Source organism: Marinomonas rhizomae (assembly GCF_003315485.1).
GTDB lineage: Bacteria > Pseudomonadota > Gammaproteobacteria > Pseudomonadales > Marinomonadaceae > Marinomonas > Marinomonas rhizomae.
In genome coordinates this window covers 265,763-282,822 of sequence record NZ_QNSE01000001.1, presented here as the reverse complement: position 1 = coordinate 282,822, position 17,060 = coordinate 265,763, and the positions used below count along the sequence as shown (strand labels likewise).

The window sequence follows — 17,060 nt, the reverse complement described above, 5'->3', positions numbered from 1 at the left end:
TAAAACGACCAAAATAAGAATGATCTATTTTTCAGGTAAACGGCGTGACAAAAGTAGCCCCAATCCACCCCGAATTATGTCGTGAAAATGTTGGCTCCCTTGATTGGTGGGACCGGATTCAAGCGATGGGAACCCCGCTAACACTACCCCTTAATACAGACAAAACGCTCGTTAGTTTTATTTGGCGGGATGAGAAAGAAGCGAACTCGGATATTGAGGCGGTGTATATTGACTTGTATTCGAAAACCCCTCACCCAACACAAGAACTCACTCGATTTGCTTGCATCGACAATAGCGATGTTTGGTTCTGGGAAACCGAGCTACCCAGTGATTGGCTTGGCAGTTACTTTCTGATGCCAGCAACTCATAACCAAAAACCACCCGTTAAAAATGATCGAGCGACGATGCGACGTTGGTGGATCCAGCTGATGCAAAGTAACGCGCAACACGATCCACTCAACCTAATCGCACCACACAGTCATGGCAGCGGCATTAAGCTGTCTCGTGTTTGCCTTGATAAAAGCAGTCTTTTTATATTCAAAAATCAAAACACGCCCCAACACGGACAATTACACACAACCACATGGACCAGTGAAAAGCTTAAGAACGAACGCAACATCTGGCTATACCAGACAGGTAACAACACCAATCAAAAACGACCTGTTATTTTGTTATTGGATGGACAACATTGGGCAAACAACCTTCCTATTTACCATCAACTAGACGAGCTAACGTTAACTGGACATTTGCCTGAAGCCCTATATGTTTTCATAGATTCCATCGATGCCTCACATCGCAATACTGAGCTCGCCTGTAACCCTGACTTTTGGAACGCCATACAACAAGAGTTAATCCCTAGGATTCAAGAGCAATATGCTCTGACGCCCCCTTATCAAAACATTGTGGCAGGGCAAAGCTTGGGTGGCCTTAGTGCCATTTATAGTGCCTTAAATTGGCCAGAATATTTTGCAACAGCCATCAGTCTATCTGGTTCTTTCTGGTGGCCTGATGTGGACTCAATGCCTGGCGAAGGCGAGTTCATTCAGAGCGTTAAGCATGCCCCCATTGCCTCAACGCCGTTAAAGGTTGTTATGGAAGCCGGTTGCTATGAAAAGGATATGCTCAAAGTCAGCCAGCTCATGGCAAAAGCACTGCAAGCGAATGGCCACTATGTTCAGTTCAATGAATTTAGAGGGGGGCATGACTGGTTGTGCTGGCAACAAAGTCTTATTCGAAGCTTGATTAAAGCATTTAATACTGAATTTACTCTATCTAAGACAATATAAGGACCATATAGCATGGATAACTCCCAATACCTAAATCCATTTGATAATGAATTTCATCGCTTTCTCGTACTTAAAAATGATCAGGGGCAATACAGCTTGTGGCCTAATTACGAATCACTCCTGATGACAAAATCGCCTTTCTGATCGAAAACCGTGGGGCGATGATGATATGTGAAGTAGAAGCATTAAAAAAATAGAAAAAACAATCAAACCTAGCCAAGCCCCAAATACTTTATGTTTTTCTGAGGCGCTGCATCAAAACTATCGAGAAATATACCAACAACCTCAAGCTTTCACACATACTCTTCACATTCAGGCCATAAGCCCAAGTGATATTTTTGCTATTGCTATAAAACAATAGGACCTTTATTTGATCAACTTATTCATCAGACATCACAAGAATCGATGGCCAAAAAAATAATCAAACCTTTCGTCAGAACTAACCCTTACCAATTAAAAGAGAGTAAAACGTGAGTGACACCAAGAAAAAATCCATGCTTGTGGATTTCAACTTATTAGCAACACACAAAAATTTTCGCACTGTTTTTATTGCGCGCACCATATCAATACTTGGTCTGGGGATGCTTTCGGTATCGATACCAGTTCAGGTCTATGCTTTAACCAGTGATAGCTTGCAAGTTGGCATTGTCATGGCATTAGAAGGGATAGGGCTATTTATTGGTCTGCTGCTAGGAGGGGTTCTAGCGGATATGTATGAGCGAAAACGCATCATTCTGTTTGCACGTTCCACTTGTGGATTGGGCTTTCTTGCCATGGCGATTAACGCTTGGTTACCTGATCCCTCATTATGGGCCATTTATCTGTTGTCCATTTGGGATGGTTTTTTTGGCGCACTAGGCATCACAGCCTTAATGGCTTGCATGCCTTTTCTAGTAGGTCGAGAAAATCTCATGCAAGCCCGAGCAATCAGCATGGTAAGTGTACGCTTAGCAACTGTCATCTCGCCAGCCATCGGAGGCATCATTATTGCCGCCTCCGATGTCGCTTGGAATTACCTGATTGCCGCCATTGGAACTGGCATCACCTTACTTGCGCTGCTCTCTTTACCAAACATGCGACCAAAAGAAGTAAAAGCCCATAACCCCCTGTCCTCATTATGGGATGGATTTGCGTATATTTTCACCAATAAAATTTTAGCAGGCGTTGTCATCATGGGTACCTTAGTCACCTTAACAACGGCCATTCGCGTGTTATTTCCGGCGCTTGCTGACACCGTATACGGTGGCGGTGCTTGGGTGGTGGGATTGATGTATTCCGCCGTCCCTTTAGGAGCCACATTGGGGGCGATCGTTAGCGGTTGGGCAAATCATGTTGAAAAGCCTGGATTGGCTATGATGCTAAGCAGCCTTGCGGCATTTCTCTGTTTAATGGGTATTGGATCAACAACGTTTTTTCCCATTACCCTCATTCTTCTTGTAGGGTTTGGTTACCTTGTCTCTATTGCATCATTGCTTCAATACAGCTTCGTACAAGGCCATACACCTGACCATTATTTGGGACGCATTAACGGCATATGGACAGCACAAGATGCGTCAGGCGACTCGCTGGGGACACTTTCAATCGGTCTTCTAGGCAAACTACTGTCTTCTCTGGCAAGTGTTTTTGTCTTTGGCGCCGTTGCCATGAGCATAGGATTAACCTTATTAGCGTGCTTGAAAACATTAAGAAACAGCCCATTAAACAATCCCAACCTAACCGAAAAAATTAAATAGTATTATCGCCTTAATACTCCTAAGCCCTCTAATTAAAAAAGAGCGTACATGTGAAAAATGTACGCTCTTTCAATCAGCTAATCATACTTTAAAAATTATAAGCTGCGCTTACAAAGTAATTACGACCTAATTCATACGTTGTATAACCAGTATCTTCTTCGTCTAGGCGCACATCACCAATATTTTTAACGCCAGCTCGAAGTGTTAAATTTTCGGTAACATCGGCAGTCATACCTATATCAGTACGGTAATAAGAAGGTAAAGTGCTATACACTGACCCTACACCACTCACCCAACTTGAATACTGCATACCTGATATATAATTAACAGACAGGTAAGTTGCCACAATATCTGTCGCTTGGTAATCAAATGATACGCTTGCCTGATGTTCTGGGCGCCCAGTTAAAACAGTTTTCACTCCATCTGAGTCTTCTGCTTCCGTGTCTAAATAAGTGTAATTTGCTTTCAATAAAAGGTCATCGGTTAAAGGTGTTGAAGCACTAAACTCAAAACCTTGCGTCATCGCCGTCGCAACGTTAATCCACTTTGCAGAATTAGCATTGCCGCTATTATCATAACCAACTTCACGCTCTATCAAATTATCAATATCATTACGAAAAACAGCCGCTGTCGCACTCAGACCTTTAGTATGATAATCCATACCAAACTCATAACTCACGCTGGTTTCCGCTTCCAAATCAGGGTTACCCGACAATGTACAAGCGCTACCACAACTTACCGTACGATATTCTTCGCTTAACTTACTGACCTCTGGCGCCTTAAAGGCTTTGGTAACACCACCTTTAAAAGTTAATGCATTTGTAGCGTTATAAACAAGGTAAGCTTTAGGAGAGAAATTATTGCCATATATTTCATGGTTATCAACACGTCCACCCAAGGTAAAAACAAGTTTATCTGTTAATGACATTTCATCTTGGGCAAAAACACCATATTGATCTACATTGTATTCACCTGTATCTAGCAGTGTGTAGCTGTTTTTTAATTGCTCATTTTTATAATCAGCACCTGCCAGCAGCGCATGCATTCCTACTACTTTATTAGCGTAGCCTTTAGCGTAGGTATTGTTTGCCTCTAGGTTAGAGTGGGCCTTTGGTTCATCATATTGTGAGTTGTAATCATAAACATCACTTTCCTCACGTTTAATGTAGGCAGTGGTATTCGCCCAATCCCATTCTCCCTTGTGGGTAATAGCCAAATCGGTTCTTGTTATTTCTTGCTCTCGATAAGCTGTGTCACTATAAGCTTGATAAGGACGCTCATCATGGTTGTAGCCGAAATCAACTTCCACTTCCTGATTTTCAGCGGCTTGCCAAGTCAAAGTAGAAGTCAAGTTCTGAGCATTTTTCTTTTCGCGCAAAGGGCCGACGGCATCATCATCCGCATACCAAGCTTTTTGACTTAAATCCTCAACACTGACAGATAGTGCAAGCTTGTCATTGATTGCTCCCATGCCAGATACGCCTAAACGATACTGGTCACCACCTTCTCCAGACTCAATTTTACGCACTTCAGCATTAGCAGTTCCCGTCCAACCAGCGTCAGCTTGTGGTTTTTTCGTGATAATATTTACCACTCCACCGATAGCATCCGCACCGTAAAGCACAGACATAGGCCCACGAATAATTTCAACGCGCTCGATAGAGTTCAATGGCACACTGTTTAAGTCTGTGTCACTGCCTTTATCAAATGCACTCCCCGCTGAAACACGCTTACCATTAACAAGTATGACTGTATATTCTCCATCTAAACCGCGAATTTGAATCTCATCACGACCCGTTGCATCACTAAGATTATTAACTCCAACCGTTTCACGAAGTAGGTCCGATACACTACTCACTGTTGATTTAGCAATATCATCCTTCGTCACCACGGTCGCAAAAGCAGGAATATCTTCAATTTTCTTAGCTTCCATAGTTGCTGTCACAACTAAGGTATCTAACTGCTCTGTGTCTTCAGACAAACTAATTTCATTATCATCACTTACTGCGAATGCCATCATGGGAGCCGCGGCTAACATACTGACAAATAACTGTTTCTTAGCGAACATAAACTTATTTCACTCCTATCTATTTTTGTAGGGATATAAAAAAACAATCGAATGCTATTGCGAATTATTTTCATTATCAATAAAATTTACAATACTTTATAAACAATGTTCATTTAAAAAGGAAGAATATGTCGCTCTTAAAAAACAACTCATCGGTTCAGTTCCCAAGCAATCTATCTGCTGTTGCTCTTGCCGTTATCAGCATAAATGCCGTGAGTGTTTCCTCAACTGCATTCGCGGAAGAGGTCAATTCAATACCAACATTGGTAGTAACGGGTGAGAAAATTGATAAGAACATCAAGGAAACTACCACTGCCGTTACGGTGATTCGCGAAGAGACCTATGACAGCGGTGAATCAAAAGAAGTGAACGATGTAGTGACAGTCGCTCCAAATGTGACATCAGCGGGTTTTGGTACAATTAATATTCGTGGGGTCAATGGTGCCGGTGCTGCTGTCGGTGGTAATGCATTCATGACTGGTGGACGCCCAAGAATTTCGACATCTGTTGATGGCGTAACAGAATCTTGGGGCGGATATAACTTCACTCCTGCGCAGTTATGGGACACGCAACAAGTAGAAGTTTTAAGAGGCCCACAATCTACAACTCAAGGAACAAACGCCATCGGTGGCGCTGTCATCATTAACACTAATGATCCAGCTTTTACCTCTGAAAGTGCTGTTCGTATTGGCTTAGAGCAATATGAAAATAACAACCTTAATTACAATTTAGCCATCATGAATAATGGCGTACTAGTAGAAGATGAATTAGCCTACCGTATAACATTCGATGGCACTAAGGGCGAGGGGTTTCTAAACTACGAACAAGAGAATTCAGAGTTAAATGATGGTCCCGATGTGAACGATTCTGAATCACAAAACTTCCGAGGCAAACTCTTATGGAAGCCTAAAAACATTAATGGGTTAGAAGCAAAACTTACTCTTGTTCATAGAAAAAATACTGGGGAATATTTGTCATGGGCCAACGATTCAGATAACAACTTTTCAAACCAAACCATGACTCTTGATTCGAATAACAATGAAAATACTCGACTTCAAGACTCCACAGTTGACACAATTTCAACTGAAATTAGTTATGATATTTCCAATCAAACAAAAAATATCCTACAGGTTAGTTACAATGATTACACCGCTTATTTTGATGAATATCCAGGTGATACCATTGCCAAGAAAACGGAAAAAAGTATAACGGTCGAAAACCGTATTATTTATTCTCCAAGCGACTCTAACCTCTCTGGATTTATTGGGGCGTATGCATCTCAGGCAGATACAACACTGGATGTTGACTTCACCACTTTCGCTAATAATTTCTATGTGGCCGATGGCACAAAAACAACCTTAGCCTTATACGGCGATACTGCATATTCACTTTCGGATAAGACCACCTTAAATATTGGCGGTAGACTTGAAAATGAAAACCAAGATCGCACACTAGTTAGATGGAGCACTCAAACTCTTAATCAGGATGAAAATACAACAGTATTTCTTCCAAAACTATCAGCAACTTATGCATTAAACCAAAGCACTACGTTAGGTGCTTCTGTAAGCCGTGGATACAATGGCGGCGGCGCAGCATTGGATTGGAGCGACTACAGTTACTACACTTATGATAAAGAAGAAGTAACCGCTTACGAATTCAGCAGCAAAAGCCAATTCCAAGACTTCAATATCAATGCAAGTGTATTTTTCAATGATTACAGTGATTACCAAGCTTACACATCAGATCGTTTGGAAAATGTAAAATCTGCACATACATATGGCGCCGAACTTGAGGCTGTCACATTTATTAATGAGAATTTAGAAATACGTGGCTCTATCGGTACACTTCAAACGAAAGTCGACTCTACCGATGCTGACACATCTTCTTGGAATGGTAACGAAATCACCTATTCTCCTGACTTGAACTTAGGGCTAGGCTTTACTCAGTATATCGGCGATAACTGGTCATTTGGAGCGGATGCCACTTACGTTGGAGAGTATTACTCAGACTTAGCCAATACCGAAGACTACAAAGCAGGCGACTATATTACCACAAACGCTAGAGTTAAATATGAAATGGGCGACCTCATGATAGATGGTTACATTAAAAACCTGACCAATGAAGACGTTGTTTACCTGATTAACAGAGGGACTCGTGCCTCCGTTGGCCAAACTCGAACTATCGGTCTAAGCGCGACTTACCGCATGTAGTTCACTAAGCGCTGAAGAAAAAAAGACGAATCAGCAATGGTTCGTCTTTTTTTATGCACTGTCTTTTATTATTGCAATAGGGTAAAGCACTTCATCCAAAATTCCATTTTCAATAAACAAACGAACACTCGCCATTTTAAAAATCAAGTTAAGACACATACCATTTAGTTACAGCTAATAAAAAATGCCCAACATAACAACTATATTGAGCATTCAATCTGTTTCAAAAGAAACTCATTAAGCATTCAAGGTTGCACCACCGTCCACCACTACATCTTGCATAGTGATATGGTTCGACATTGCGGAAGCAAAGAACAAGACCACTTGGGCAACATCGTTCGGTTGGGCAATTTTCCCTAAAGGTATACCGAGTTTATATTGTTCTGGAAAGCCTTTGATAGTGCTCTGCTCTGCTTCATTATTTGTCCACAACATTCGCTGCATTGGTGTATCTGTTGAGCCAGGGCACACCAAGTTACAACGCACACCATAAGGTGCCAACTCTAATCCAGCCGTATGACTAAGCGAACTCAAAGCAGCTTTGGAAGCACAGTAAGCAGCCATATTTTGACGTGGAACCTTTGCCGCGTTCGAGCTAATCGTGACAATCGCCCCACCCCTCTGACGCTTAAAGGTTGGAATCGTATGCTTAACCATTAAAAAAGCACCACCAGCATTGACATTAAAGCAGCGTTTGAAATCATCAAAGCCTGTTTCCTCTACACTTCCTAGGCGTAATATACCTGCACCATTAACCAAGACATCTAATCGTGGAAAACCACTCAGTACTTTTTGCACAGCATGAGAGACAGCATCTTCATCGCTAATATCCAGCACTACACAATTAAAACCGTAAAACTCATTATCAAATGACAGATCAAAACCAATAACGTTCGCGCCCAGCTCAGTAAATTGATTAGCCACTTCTAATCCTATTCCTCTTCCGGCGCCAGTCACCCATACAGTTTTCCCAGAGAAATCGAGAGAATTGATCATACTGCACACTCTCTTTTACTTTGAATAAGGCTCCACCAGCCATTAAGCGTTGCGGCAGCCGCTAATTCCTGAAAAGAAACCTCAATTCCCTTAACCTTCCATTTTGCCACCAACGACATAACTTGAATCGCATCAAGCCCATATTCTATAAGATCCTTATCGGCACTAAATTCTTGAATATCGTCGTCAAGGCATGCAAAAATCTGCGCTTTCAGTTGCTCATAATGAAAAGCCACACCAGCAACATCTGTTGCGATAAGCACCTCTTTGGTTGATACGACACGCCCTGTTCGCCCTCCAGTAAATGCTAGAGCTTGACGATGCTCTTCCTCACTAAAGTCTGCCAAAGCATCTCCGATCAAAAACGGTTGAATATCGCGCATAAAGGCATCTACGGCAGTAATCATGCAGCCAATGTGAGCATAAACACCACCAATTAATAATTGATCACGCCCCCAGCCCTGCATAAGCTCTTGTAAATTAGAGCGATGATAAGCGCTATAGCGCCACTTCACCAACACAGTATCTTTTTCATCCGGGGCCAGTTCTTCGACAATGTTTTGCAACTCAGGGAAATTATTCAACCCACTCCCCCACATATCATTAAGCAAAGCCCTATCTTCGGGCTTTTGATCATTGGGCTGTGCGGTATAAACAATAGGAATACCATTCGCTCGACAGTACGCTTTGATCGCAGCCAGATTTTGTTTTAGGGTTTTAATTAACTCAGATTCAGGACTGTAAAAACGTAAAAAATACGCCTGCATATCATGAATCAAAAACACGGCACGCTTCGGTTCCAATACCCAATTCACTTTTTGGTTAGGAAAAGTATCAGGTGTTGGCATAGGGTAAGAAGGTATTGTTGGGATGCTCATAATAGTCCTTTTTTTATAGCGTTTTGTCTAATTCAGAATTAGACTGTAAGCGTTGGCGTATCTCTTCGCGCAATACAACTTTATTAGGCTTACCAACTGGCGTAAGGGGAAGAGAGTCAATAAATTCAAATCTATCAGGCACTTTATAATCCGCCACACCAAGCCCCCTTAAATATTTACGCAACATGATACTTTTCATTCCATGACCAGCAGCTTTAGGGACAATAAAAGCACAGCTCTTTTCTCCCATCATACTATCTGGCATAGAGACGAGCGCACTGTGCATAATCTGCTCATGCTTCAATAGGAGGTTTTCTATTTCTTCTGCAGCAATCTTTTCACCGCCACGATTTATTTGATCTTTATCCCGCCCAACAACCGTTAAATAGCCATTATCATTACGACGCACTAAATCGCCCGAATGATAAAACCCCTCAGAATCAAATACTTTAGCGTTATGATCTGGTGCCTTATAATAACCACGGATGGTATAAGGGCCTCGAGTTATTAATTCACCAATTTCTCCTGCTGCAACGTCTTCACCAGCATTATTAATGATTTTCACTTCATCAAGCGAACACATAGGACGGCCTTGCGTTGTAACTATTGTCTCAAAATCATCATCCAACCTAGTGTAATTCACCAAGCCTTCAGCCATACCAAGAATCTGTTGCAACTGACAACCCAATACAATTGGAACTTGTCGAGCAAGACTTTCACTCAATTTCGCCCCACCAACCTGCATTAGCTGCAATGAAGACAAAGCAGCTTTATTCAACTGCGCCGCTTGTAGCCATAAAGTCAAAGCAGGAGGAACCAACGCAGCAACCGTAACTCGATAACGTTCAATTAACTCAAAACACGTATTCGGATCAGGGCTTGGCGACATAACCACACAGCCACCAACATGAAAAACACCGAAAGCACCAGGAGAGCTCATTGGAAAATTATGTGCGCAAGGTAAGGCACATAAATACTTTGTAGCTGCCGTAAAATGACAAATTTCTGTACTACGACGCACACTAAAAAAGTAATCATTATGCGTTCTTGGGATAAGTTTTGGTGTACCGGTACTGCCACCAGAAAGCTGAAAAAACGCCACATCATGCGCCTTACTTGGTAATGCAGTTAATAACGTACTCGTCGATGAACTAAGCACATTTTCAAGAGATTCAGCCCATTCTGATTTACCTACAAGCAAAACATGCGGCAATTCTTTTGACGATACACTCAGCGTGCTGAAAAAGGCACTATCATGAAATAAGGCATGCTCATTACTGGCTATGATAATCTTAGGTTCGATTTGTTTAGCATAAGCGGTTAATTCATTTTTATTATGACTAAACAGTGCATTAACAGGTGCGACACCCAGACGTATAAGCGCAAAGAACACCACATAAAACTCAGCGACATTAGGAAGCTGAACTAATGCTGTATCTCCAGTACATAAACCAAGGTCCTGAAAGTAAACCGCTAACCGCTTAGATTGAGAGCACAAATTTTGATAGCTCAGCGATCTTTCACCACAAATAACAGCAATATTTTCTTGTGGCGCATTCTCAATTAAATCCAGCAATGGACGATCGGTCCAATAGCCCCTTTCTCGGTATTTCTTGGCAAACGATCCAGGCCATGGCGTATAAGTAATGCTCATATTACATCTTCCTTTATTCCAAATGCATTCAGCATAGTGCGCATTTTTGCACTGGTTTCTAACCATTCACTCTCGGGATTTGAATCTGGCACGATTCCAGCTCCAGCGAATAAGGTCACTTTATTGTCTGATACTTCTGCACAACGTATTGCAATAGCCCACTCGCCATTACCTTCTGCGTCACACCAACCAACTAAGCCGCTGAAAAAACCCCGTTGATGAGGTTCTAGTGCTTCAATACGATGCTGTGCTTGCACTGTCGGAGTACCGCACATTGCGGGTGTAGGATGGATATGCTTTATAAGATCAAAAATTGAAGGCGTATTAATGGTTGGAAGTGTCGCCTCAATATCGGTTGATAAATGCCACATCGTGGGTGTTGAAATCAAACGAGGCTTCTCTTGCGCTCTAAAGCTTTCAACAAGAGGTAATAAAGCCGCATGAATCGCATCAACAACAAGTCGGTGTTCATATTGGTCTTTAACGGAATTAGATAGAGTTTGTGCAGCCTCTCGATCAGCATCAACATCTCTAAAACGTTTAGCAGACCCCGCTAGTGGATTGGAGAATATGTTATTGCCTTGTTTTCTGACAAGTAATTCAGGACTAGCACCAATTAAAACACTATTTTCAAGCGGCACACTAAAATGATAAGCACTTGGGTTTTGCGCCATTATATTGGCCAATAAACGAGGTATATCAACGTTTCTATCTAAAGTTAATTTAAGTATTTTAGATAACACCACTTTTTTCAGAGAACTATTCTTAAGAATTGACAGCGCTTGTTCTATCATGTCTATAAAATCTACATAGTTTGGAGTAAAGCTATGCTGACTTGCATGATGAATAAAGTCTTTATCGATGAATGGTGAAAAAGTACAGCTGAAAGGTTTCGCCCTTTCATACCACTCCGGTATCACCAGTTGAGCGGGCTGATTCATATCAAATGGAATGGCCCCAACTAAAATAGGATTACACCGTCCTTGAATTTTCTCTTTTTTAAATACCGTTTGGACTTCTTGATGAAAAGCACCACTAAGCAGAGGAACAGTAATACGTTGACGAATACCATTAGTGCGCACAAGATTAAAGTTTGAATTGAATAAAAACACATCATTTTGAGATCTATCTAATGCTAAAGCATCAGTATATTTTGGAAGGGTAGCGTCCATAACAAACTCCATGTAATGATAACCATTATCAAAAAACAATATAGACTTAATGAGAATTATTTTCAATTAAAATGAAAAATACTTACTTGTAAATTATCCGTAAGCACTCTGTTGAAGTTTCTTAACTTCGTAGGAGCTCCTTTTTAAAAAATAAAGCTTTCTCTCTTATTTCATATAAAAATAACTCTCAAATACACCTTAAATCTTAATAAAACGCTTGATTAATCCCTCTCGATCCGTAAGATTCGCAAACGAAAATCATTCTCAAAAAAGGATCGCATTGATGAAGCTAGGTTCCCTTCTTGCCATGGCTCTTGGAATGTCCATATTAACTGGTGCAGTCCAAGCAAAAGTAACCGTTATAGATGACGTATTAGGGCGACAAGTCGAAGTCGACGTGCCGGCTAAACGTGTTGTTCTCGGATTTTATGCCGAAGATTATATGGCGATAGGCACGGAGAAAGCCTTTGACCATGTCGTTGGCTTATCCCGTGATACATGGGAAGGCTGGCGCCCTGCAAGCTGGAACCTATACACTCAATACCGCCCCTCTCTAAAAGACATTCCCGATGTAGGAGAAGTTGAAGCTCAAACCTTTTCCATTGAAAAAGTACTGAGCCTTAAACCGAGCGTGGTCCTACTTTCAGATTGGCAATACAAAGGTTTAGGCATGGACGTTGACCGTCTAGAAGACGCCGGCATTCCTATTGTGGTTGTGGATTACAATGCGCAGACCTTACAACGTCATTTAAAAAGCACGCATATCATCGGCACTTTAACCGGCCAAGAAGAACGTGCGAATCAAATTGCGAATGAATACCAAGCGACCATTGAAGCAACGTTATCTCGCATTCAAGCTGCGAACCTTCCGCAGCCTCGTACTTACGTCGAATTTGGCAATAAAGGGCCGAGTCAGTACAGTTTCACTTACGGTAAAAACATGTGGGGCGCAATGGTCACCATGCTGCAAGGAGATAACATCGCCGCACCCTTTGTTGAATGGTGGGGACCGATGAATCCAGAACAGGTGCTGGCATCTAAGCCGCAGGTTGTGTTCATTGCAGGTACTGAATCCGGTGTCAAAGGCGACGCTATGCCAATGGGACAAGGCATTAAACGCACTCTTGCAGAGGAACGCCTAAAAGGCTTTACCAATCGTCCAGGTTGGGCACAAATGCCAGCCGTTGAAAAAGGCCAAGTGTACGGCATCTATCAAGGTGCATCACGTACTATCCTAGACGCATCTATGGCTCAGTTTATGGCCAAAGCCATGTACCCCAGCGTCTTTAAGGACATCAATCCAGAACAAGCGTACTTGGATTTCTATAAAAAATACTTACCAGTTACCCCAACAGGTACTTTTACCGTTCAAATTTCGGAGTAATATACCGCTTACACAGTTAAAGTCGGTATTCTAACTATGCAGTCATCAGGTTTACTTTCTGATGCTATTTCAAACCAGCGACGTTCTGAGCAACGTCGCTGGTTTGTTATTAGTATCCTATCCGTGGTTTTATTGACCTCTTTCATTTTGGATGTGGCCACTGGCCCATCTCTTTTAAACGTCAAAGACGTTGCAAATGCCCTGCTTCACTTAATTGGCTTTAATACAGAAGTAGACCCAACCACCAAGGTCATCGTTACCAACCTCAGATTACCCATTGCAATCATGGCGGTCATTGTCGGTGGTGTATTAGGGGTTGGCGGTGCCGAGATGCAAACTCTGTTAAACAATCCTATGGCCAGCCCGTATACCTTAGGAATGGCCGCGGCTGCAGGTTTTGGCGCAGCATTAACGCTTTATGTCGGTTCACTGGGATTAAATGCCAATGTGGCCGTACCGCTTGGTGCTTTTATTTGCTGTATGTTGGCTGCGGCCTTCCTATTTGCTCTCGCCACTATGCGACACATTAGTTCGGGACAACTGATCTTGGCCGGGATTGCCTTACTTTTCCTATTCCAGTCATTGCTGTCATTAGTGCAATTCATCTCTTCTCCCGAACTCAGCCAGCAAATTTTATTTTGGTTGTTCGGCAGTTTATCAAAAGCGTCATGGAGCAACCTCGCCATTGTCGGCAGCATCACATTCGTGTGCATGGTGTTTCTAATGAGAGATGCTTGGCAGCTAACCGCCCTAAGATTGGGCGAGGAACGAGCAAAAAGCCTAGGCGTAAACGTCAGTCGCTTAAGGTTAAAAACGCTTTTCATTGTGGCTTTGATGACCGCTACTGTGACCAGTTTTGTGGGTATCATCGGCTTTATTGGTATTGTCGCCCCCAACATCGCCAAAATTCTGGTAGGCGAAGACCAACGCTTCTTTCTGCCTCTATCTTTTTTAATCGGTGCTTTTTTATTATCCAGTGCATCCGTTCTTTCTAAGGTCATTGTCCCTGGCGCTTTATTCCCGATCGGGATCGTCACCGCGATCATAGGTGTGCCTTTCTTCTTTTGGCTAATTTTAGGAAAAAGGCGCTAAATTATGCTGCAAGTGAACAATCTCAATGTGTCTTTGGACACCTTGATACTCGCCAAGAACATGTCGTTCTCTCTCCAACCGGGCAAAGTTAATGTGATTATTGGTCCGAATGGCACAGGAAAAAGTACGCTCTTGAAAACCCTGTTTGGCGATATTCAAGCCAAGTCTGGTGACATCTCGTTTTTTGATGAAACACTTCATCCAAAGCAACTGTCCCATTGGCGTAAGCAATTTGGCTACATGCCTCAAGACATTCGCCTTGATGTTGAGTTAAGTGTGTTGGAGGTGGTCTTACTTGGGCAATTGGATGCCTTGAGTTTGCGACTGGACGACTCACTCATCGAACAAGCGCTTAGCGCGTTGGAAACCATTGGGCTATTGCATTTAGCAAATCGCTCCGTCAATAAGCTCAGTGGTGGACAATGTCAGATGATCTTATTTGCACAAGCTCTGATGAGGAACCCTAAAATTCTCATGTTAGATGAGCCAGTAAGCGCCTTAGATTTGCATTTCCAACATGTACTTTTAGATCATTTGGATCAGCAGACTAAACAACAAGGCTGGGTCACCTTAATGGTACTCCATGACCTAAACCTAGCCGCCCAATATGCCGATAACTTATTGGTTCTAAAAGAGGGTCATGTGGTTGAAAGTGGCCACCCTAGCGACATTCTTACCCCGCAACTTGTCGAGCAGGTGTACGGTGTAAAAGCGGAGATATCAAAGGATTCACAAGGCATTCCATTTGTTCGCACGATTCGACAAGGCAAACAAGCGCAGCCCCTATCAGCCGAAAGCCAACAACACACCTCTTCCAATTCGTCCAAAGGAGTTGAACGTGCTCTCTAAATGTCTTTTTTCCATATTTTTGATCATGTTAAGCAGTACTTCATTAGCAAAAAATTGGCAGGTACAGATGTTAAATTATGGATCAGGTAAGGACGGTGGGATGATTTTCCAACCTGCCTACATTCATGCCAGTTTAGGTGATACCGTCACCTTTATACCAACTCACTCGGGACACAATGCGCAGTCCTATGTGGTGCCAAAAGACGCGAAACAATGGAAAACACCCTTGGATAAAGAGTACACTGTGGCGCTTGATCAAGAAGGCATCCATCTTTATTATTGCCCGCCTCATTTAATGATGGGGATGGTCGGAGTCATTCAAGTTGGCGAAGCCAAAAACCTGAGTCTAGTTGAGAAAAAAGCGCCTAGATTACGAGCCAAAATGGCGTTAAAGCCCGAACGCATCGATGCCCTACTAGCCAACATTCAAGTACCTTAATTTTATAAGAGCCACATGCTATTTAAGCACTTTATTAACGATTTTCACTTGCTGTCTCCAGCAGGTCGCGTGTTGGTCATTAATGGTTTCACCTTCAATCTTGGCTTTTATATGCTACTGCCTTATTTGGCAGATCATCTTGAACAAGATATCGGCCTAACTGGTTGGTATGTAGGCGCCATTATTGGCTTACGAGTACTGAGTCAACAAGGTCTGTTTTTGGTCGGTGGCACACTAGGTGACCGATTTGGCTATAAACGCTTAATTTTAATGGGGTGCGCCGTTCGGATCTTAGGCTTTGCACTATTAGGATTAGGACAAAGTTTGCCTGCTCTGTTGTTGGGGGCATTTTGCTCTGGCTTTGCTGGGGCATTATTTACCCCTAGCAGCCAAGCTTATTTGGCCTCTGAATACCCTCATCAAAATCAAAGACAAAAAGTCTTTGCCTTACAGAACCTGACATCAGAAGCAGGCATGCTACTCGGTCCATTGCTTGGGTTGGCGTTACTAAGCTTAGATTTTTCGCTTGTGGGCATTCTATCCGCTAGCTTATTCAGCGTACTCCTCATCATTCAATGGCGCTATTTACCAGAGCTTGAATCACAGCAAAAAACGGCTAAAAACCGGCCAGTTTTTTGGCAACAATGGGGCAGCATGCTGACTCATAAAGCCTTTATGCTGTTTGTCCTCTGCTCCTCGGTCTATCACTTATTGTTCCACCAGCTGTATATTGCAACCCCTCATGAAGTTCGCGTAGTCACTCAGGACGTTACCATCATTACTTGGGTATTCGCCACCTCATCCATTACCGGAGTTCTCATGCAAATGCCCGTGAGTCGCTTCGTAGCAAAGCATCTTGGAACGGCGACAGGCATGGGGCTTGGCATGACCATCATGGGTGCCAGCTATTTATGGCTCAACTTAACCATTTCAGCTGTCCCAGCGCTTCCCTTCATAATCTGCGCCCTGTTTTTTAGTTTGGGCTCTATGCTGGTTTTTCCATTACTCGGAGCGCATGTGCCAACCTTTTGTCAGGCAAAAGAATTGGGCAGTCATTATGGGCTATATTCCTGTATTGGCGGTATTTATGCCTTTATTGGAAACATTTCAACAGGCTGGCTACTTAGTTCTACCAACCTGTCTCACAGCTGGGTCTGGTTTGGTTTAGCCAGCTTTGGCATGCTCTCAGGCCTACTACTTTTTCTTCAAGTGACCAGTCATTTAAAAAACCAGAATACGGCCTTAGAAGACTGAAAATATCGTGTAAAAATAACCCCGAGCAGTGGTGCAAGGGGTTAT

Annotated in this window: 14 protein-coding genes; 9 read left to right on the top strand and 5 right to left on the bottom strand. The window is 42.6% G+C overall.

Annotated features, from left to right (window positions below; genetic code table 11):
* Positions 1-44: 44 nt before the first annotated feature.
* From fes to entS, 3 genes are all read left to right on the top strand, one after another.
* Positions 45-1,286 (top strand): enterochelin esterase, encoded by a 1,242-nt coding sequence (fes, locus tag DFP80_RS01310; RefSeq protein ID WP_113915005.1) that lies wholly within the window; start codon positions 45-47, stop codon positions 1,284-1,286.
* Between the two features lie 12 nt (positions 1,287-1,298).
* Positions 1,299-1,430: an MbtH family NRPS accessory protein gene (locus DFP80_RS21030; RefSeq protein ID WP_113915004.1), complete on the top strand. Its 132-nt coding sequence runs from the start codon at positions 1,299-1,301 to the stop codon at positions 1,428-1,430.
* 326 nt (positions 1,431-1,756) lie between these two features.
* Positions 1,757-3,019: an enterobactin transporter EntS gene (entS, locus tag DFP80_RS01300; RefSeq protein WP_241560177.1), complete on the top strand. Its 1,263-nt coding sequence runs from the start codon at positions 1,757-1,759 to the stop codon at positions 3,017-3,019.
* A gap of 88 nt (positions 3,020-3,107) precedes the next feature.
* Here entS and DFP80_RS01295 read toward each other — a convergent pair whose 3' ends face one another.
* A complete protein-coding gene (locus tag DFP80_RS01295; protein WP_113915003.1) occupies positions 3,108-5,087 on the bottom strand; it encodes a TonB-dependent receptor plug domain-containing protein in 1,980 nt (659 codons plus the stop codon).
* Between the two features lie 128 nt (positions 5,088-5,215).
* Here DFP80_RS01295 and DFP80_RS01290 point away from each other — a divergent pair, with 128 nt between their 5' ends.
* The gene (locus DFP80_RS01290) at positions 5,216-7,297 is read left to right on the top strand and encodes a TonB-dependent receptor (RefSeq protein ID WP_113915002.1); all 2,082 of its coding nucleotides are present in this window, start codon (positions 5,216-5,218) and stop codon (positions 7,295-7,297) included.
* Positions 7,298-7,534: 237 nt separating this feature from the next.
* On the opposite strand, the gene dhbA is transcribed toward DFP80_RS01290, so the two are convergent.
* Genes dhbA through DFP80_RS01270 form a run of 4 tightly spaced genes read right to left on the bottom strand, consistent with a single transcriptional unit; the run spans position 7,535 to position 12,009 of the window.
* On the bottom strand, positions 7,535-8,293 hold the full coding sequence (dhbA, locus tag DFP80_RS01285; RefSeq protein WP_113915001.1) for a 2,3-dihydro-2,3-dihydroxybenzoate dehydrogenase: 759 nt from the start codon (positions 8,291-8,293) through the stop codon (positions 7,535-7,537).
* A complete protein-coding gene (locus DFP80_RS01280; protein ID WP_113915000.1) occupies positions 8,290-9,171 on the bottom strand; it encodes an isochorismatase family protein in 882 nt (293 codons plus the stop codon). The genes dhbA and DFP80_RS01280 overlap by 4 nt, the downstream gene beginning before the upstream one ends.
* 13 nt (positions 9,172-9,184) lie before the next feature.
* Entirely contained in the window at positions 9,185-10,825 is a 1,641-nt protein-coding gene (locus DFP80_RS01275; RefSeq protein ID WP_113914999.1) for a (2,3-dihydroxybenzoyl)adenylate synthase, read from the bottom strand.
* On the bottom strand, positions 10,822-12,009 hold the full coding sequence (locus tag DFP80_RS01270) for an isochorismate synthase (RefSeq protein ID WP_241560178.1): 1,188 nt from the start codon (positions 12,007-12,009) through the stop codon (positions 10,822-10,824). The genes DFP80_RS01275 and DFP80_RS01270 overlap by 4 nt, the downstream gene beginning before the upstream one ends.
* Positions 12,010-12,280: 271 nt before the next feature.
* On the opposite strand from DFP80_RS01270, the gene DFP80_RS01265 reads away from it, so the two are divergent.
* The 5 genes from DFP80_RS01265 to DFP80_RS01245 are packed head-to-tail and all read left to right on the top strand — an operon-like array spanning position 12,281 to position 17,015.
* Positions 12,281-13,381, top strand: a complete 1,101-nt coding sequence (locus DFP80_RS01265; protein WP_113914997.1) for an ABC transporter substrate-binding protein — start codon at positions 12,281-12,283, stop codon at positions 13,379-13,381.
* Between the two features lie 36 nt (positions 13,382-13,417).
* Positions 13,418-14,473 (top strand): FecCD family ABC transporter permease, encoded by a 1,056-nt coding sequence (locus DFP80_RS01260; protein WP_113914996.1) that lies wholly within the window; start codon positions 13,418-13,420, stop codon positions 14,471-14,473.
* Positions 14,474-14,476: 3 nt separating this feature from the next.
* The gene (locus DFP80_RS01255) at positions 14,477-15,322 is read left to right on the top strand and encodes an ABC transporter ATP-binding protein (protein ID WP_113914995.1); all 846 of its coding nucleotides are present in this window, start codon (positions 14,477-14,479) and stop codon (positions 15,320-15,322) included.
* Positions 15,312-15,761 carry a pseudoazurin gene (locus tag DFP80_RS01250; protein ID WP_258546970.1) on the top strand — a complete coding sequence of 150 codons (450 nt, stop codon included), beginning with the start codon at positions 15,312-15,314 and terminating at the stop codon, positions 15,759-15,761. Before DFP80_RS01255 ends, DFP80_RS01250 begins: the two co-directional genes overlap by 11 nt.
* Positions 15,762-15,776: 15 nt before the next feature.
* A complete protein-coding gene (locus tag DFP80_RS01245) occupies positions 15,777-17,015 on the top strand; it encodes an MFS transporter (protein WP_113914994.1) in 1,239 nt (412 codons plus the stop codon).
* Positions 17,016-17,060 lie beyond the last annotated feature (45 nt).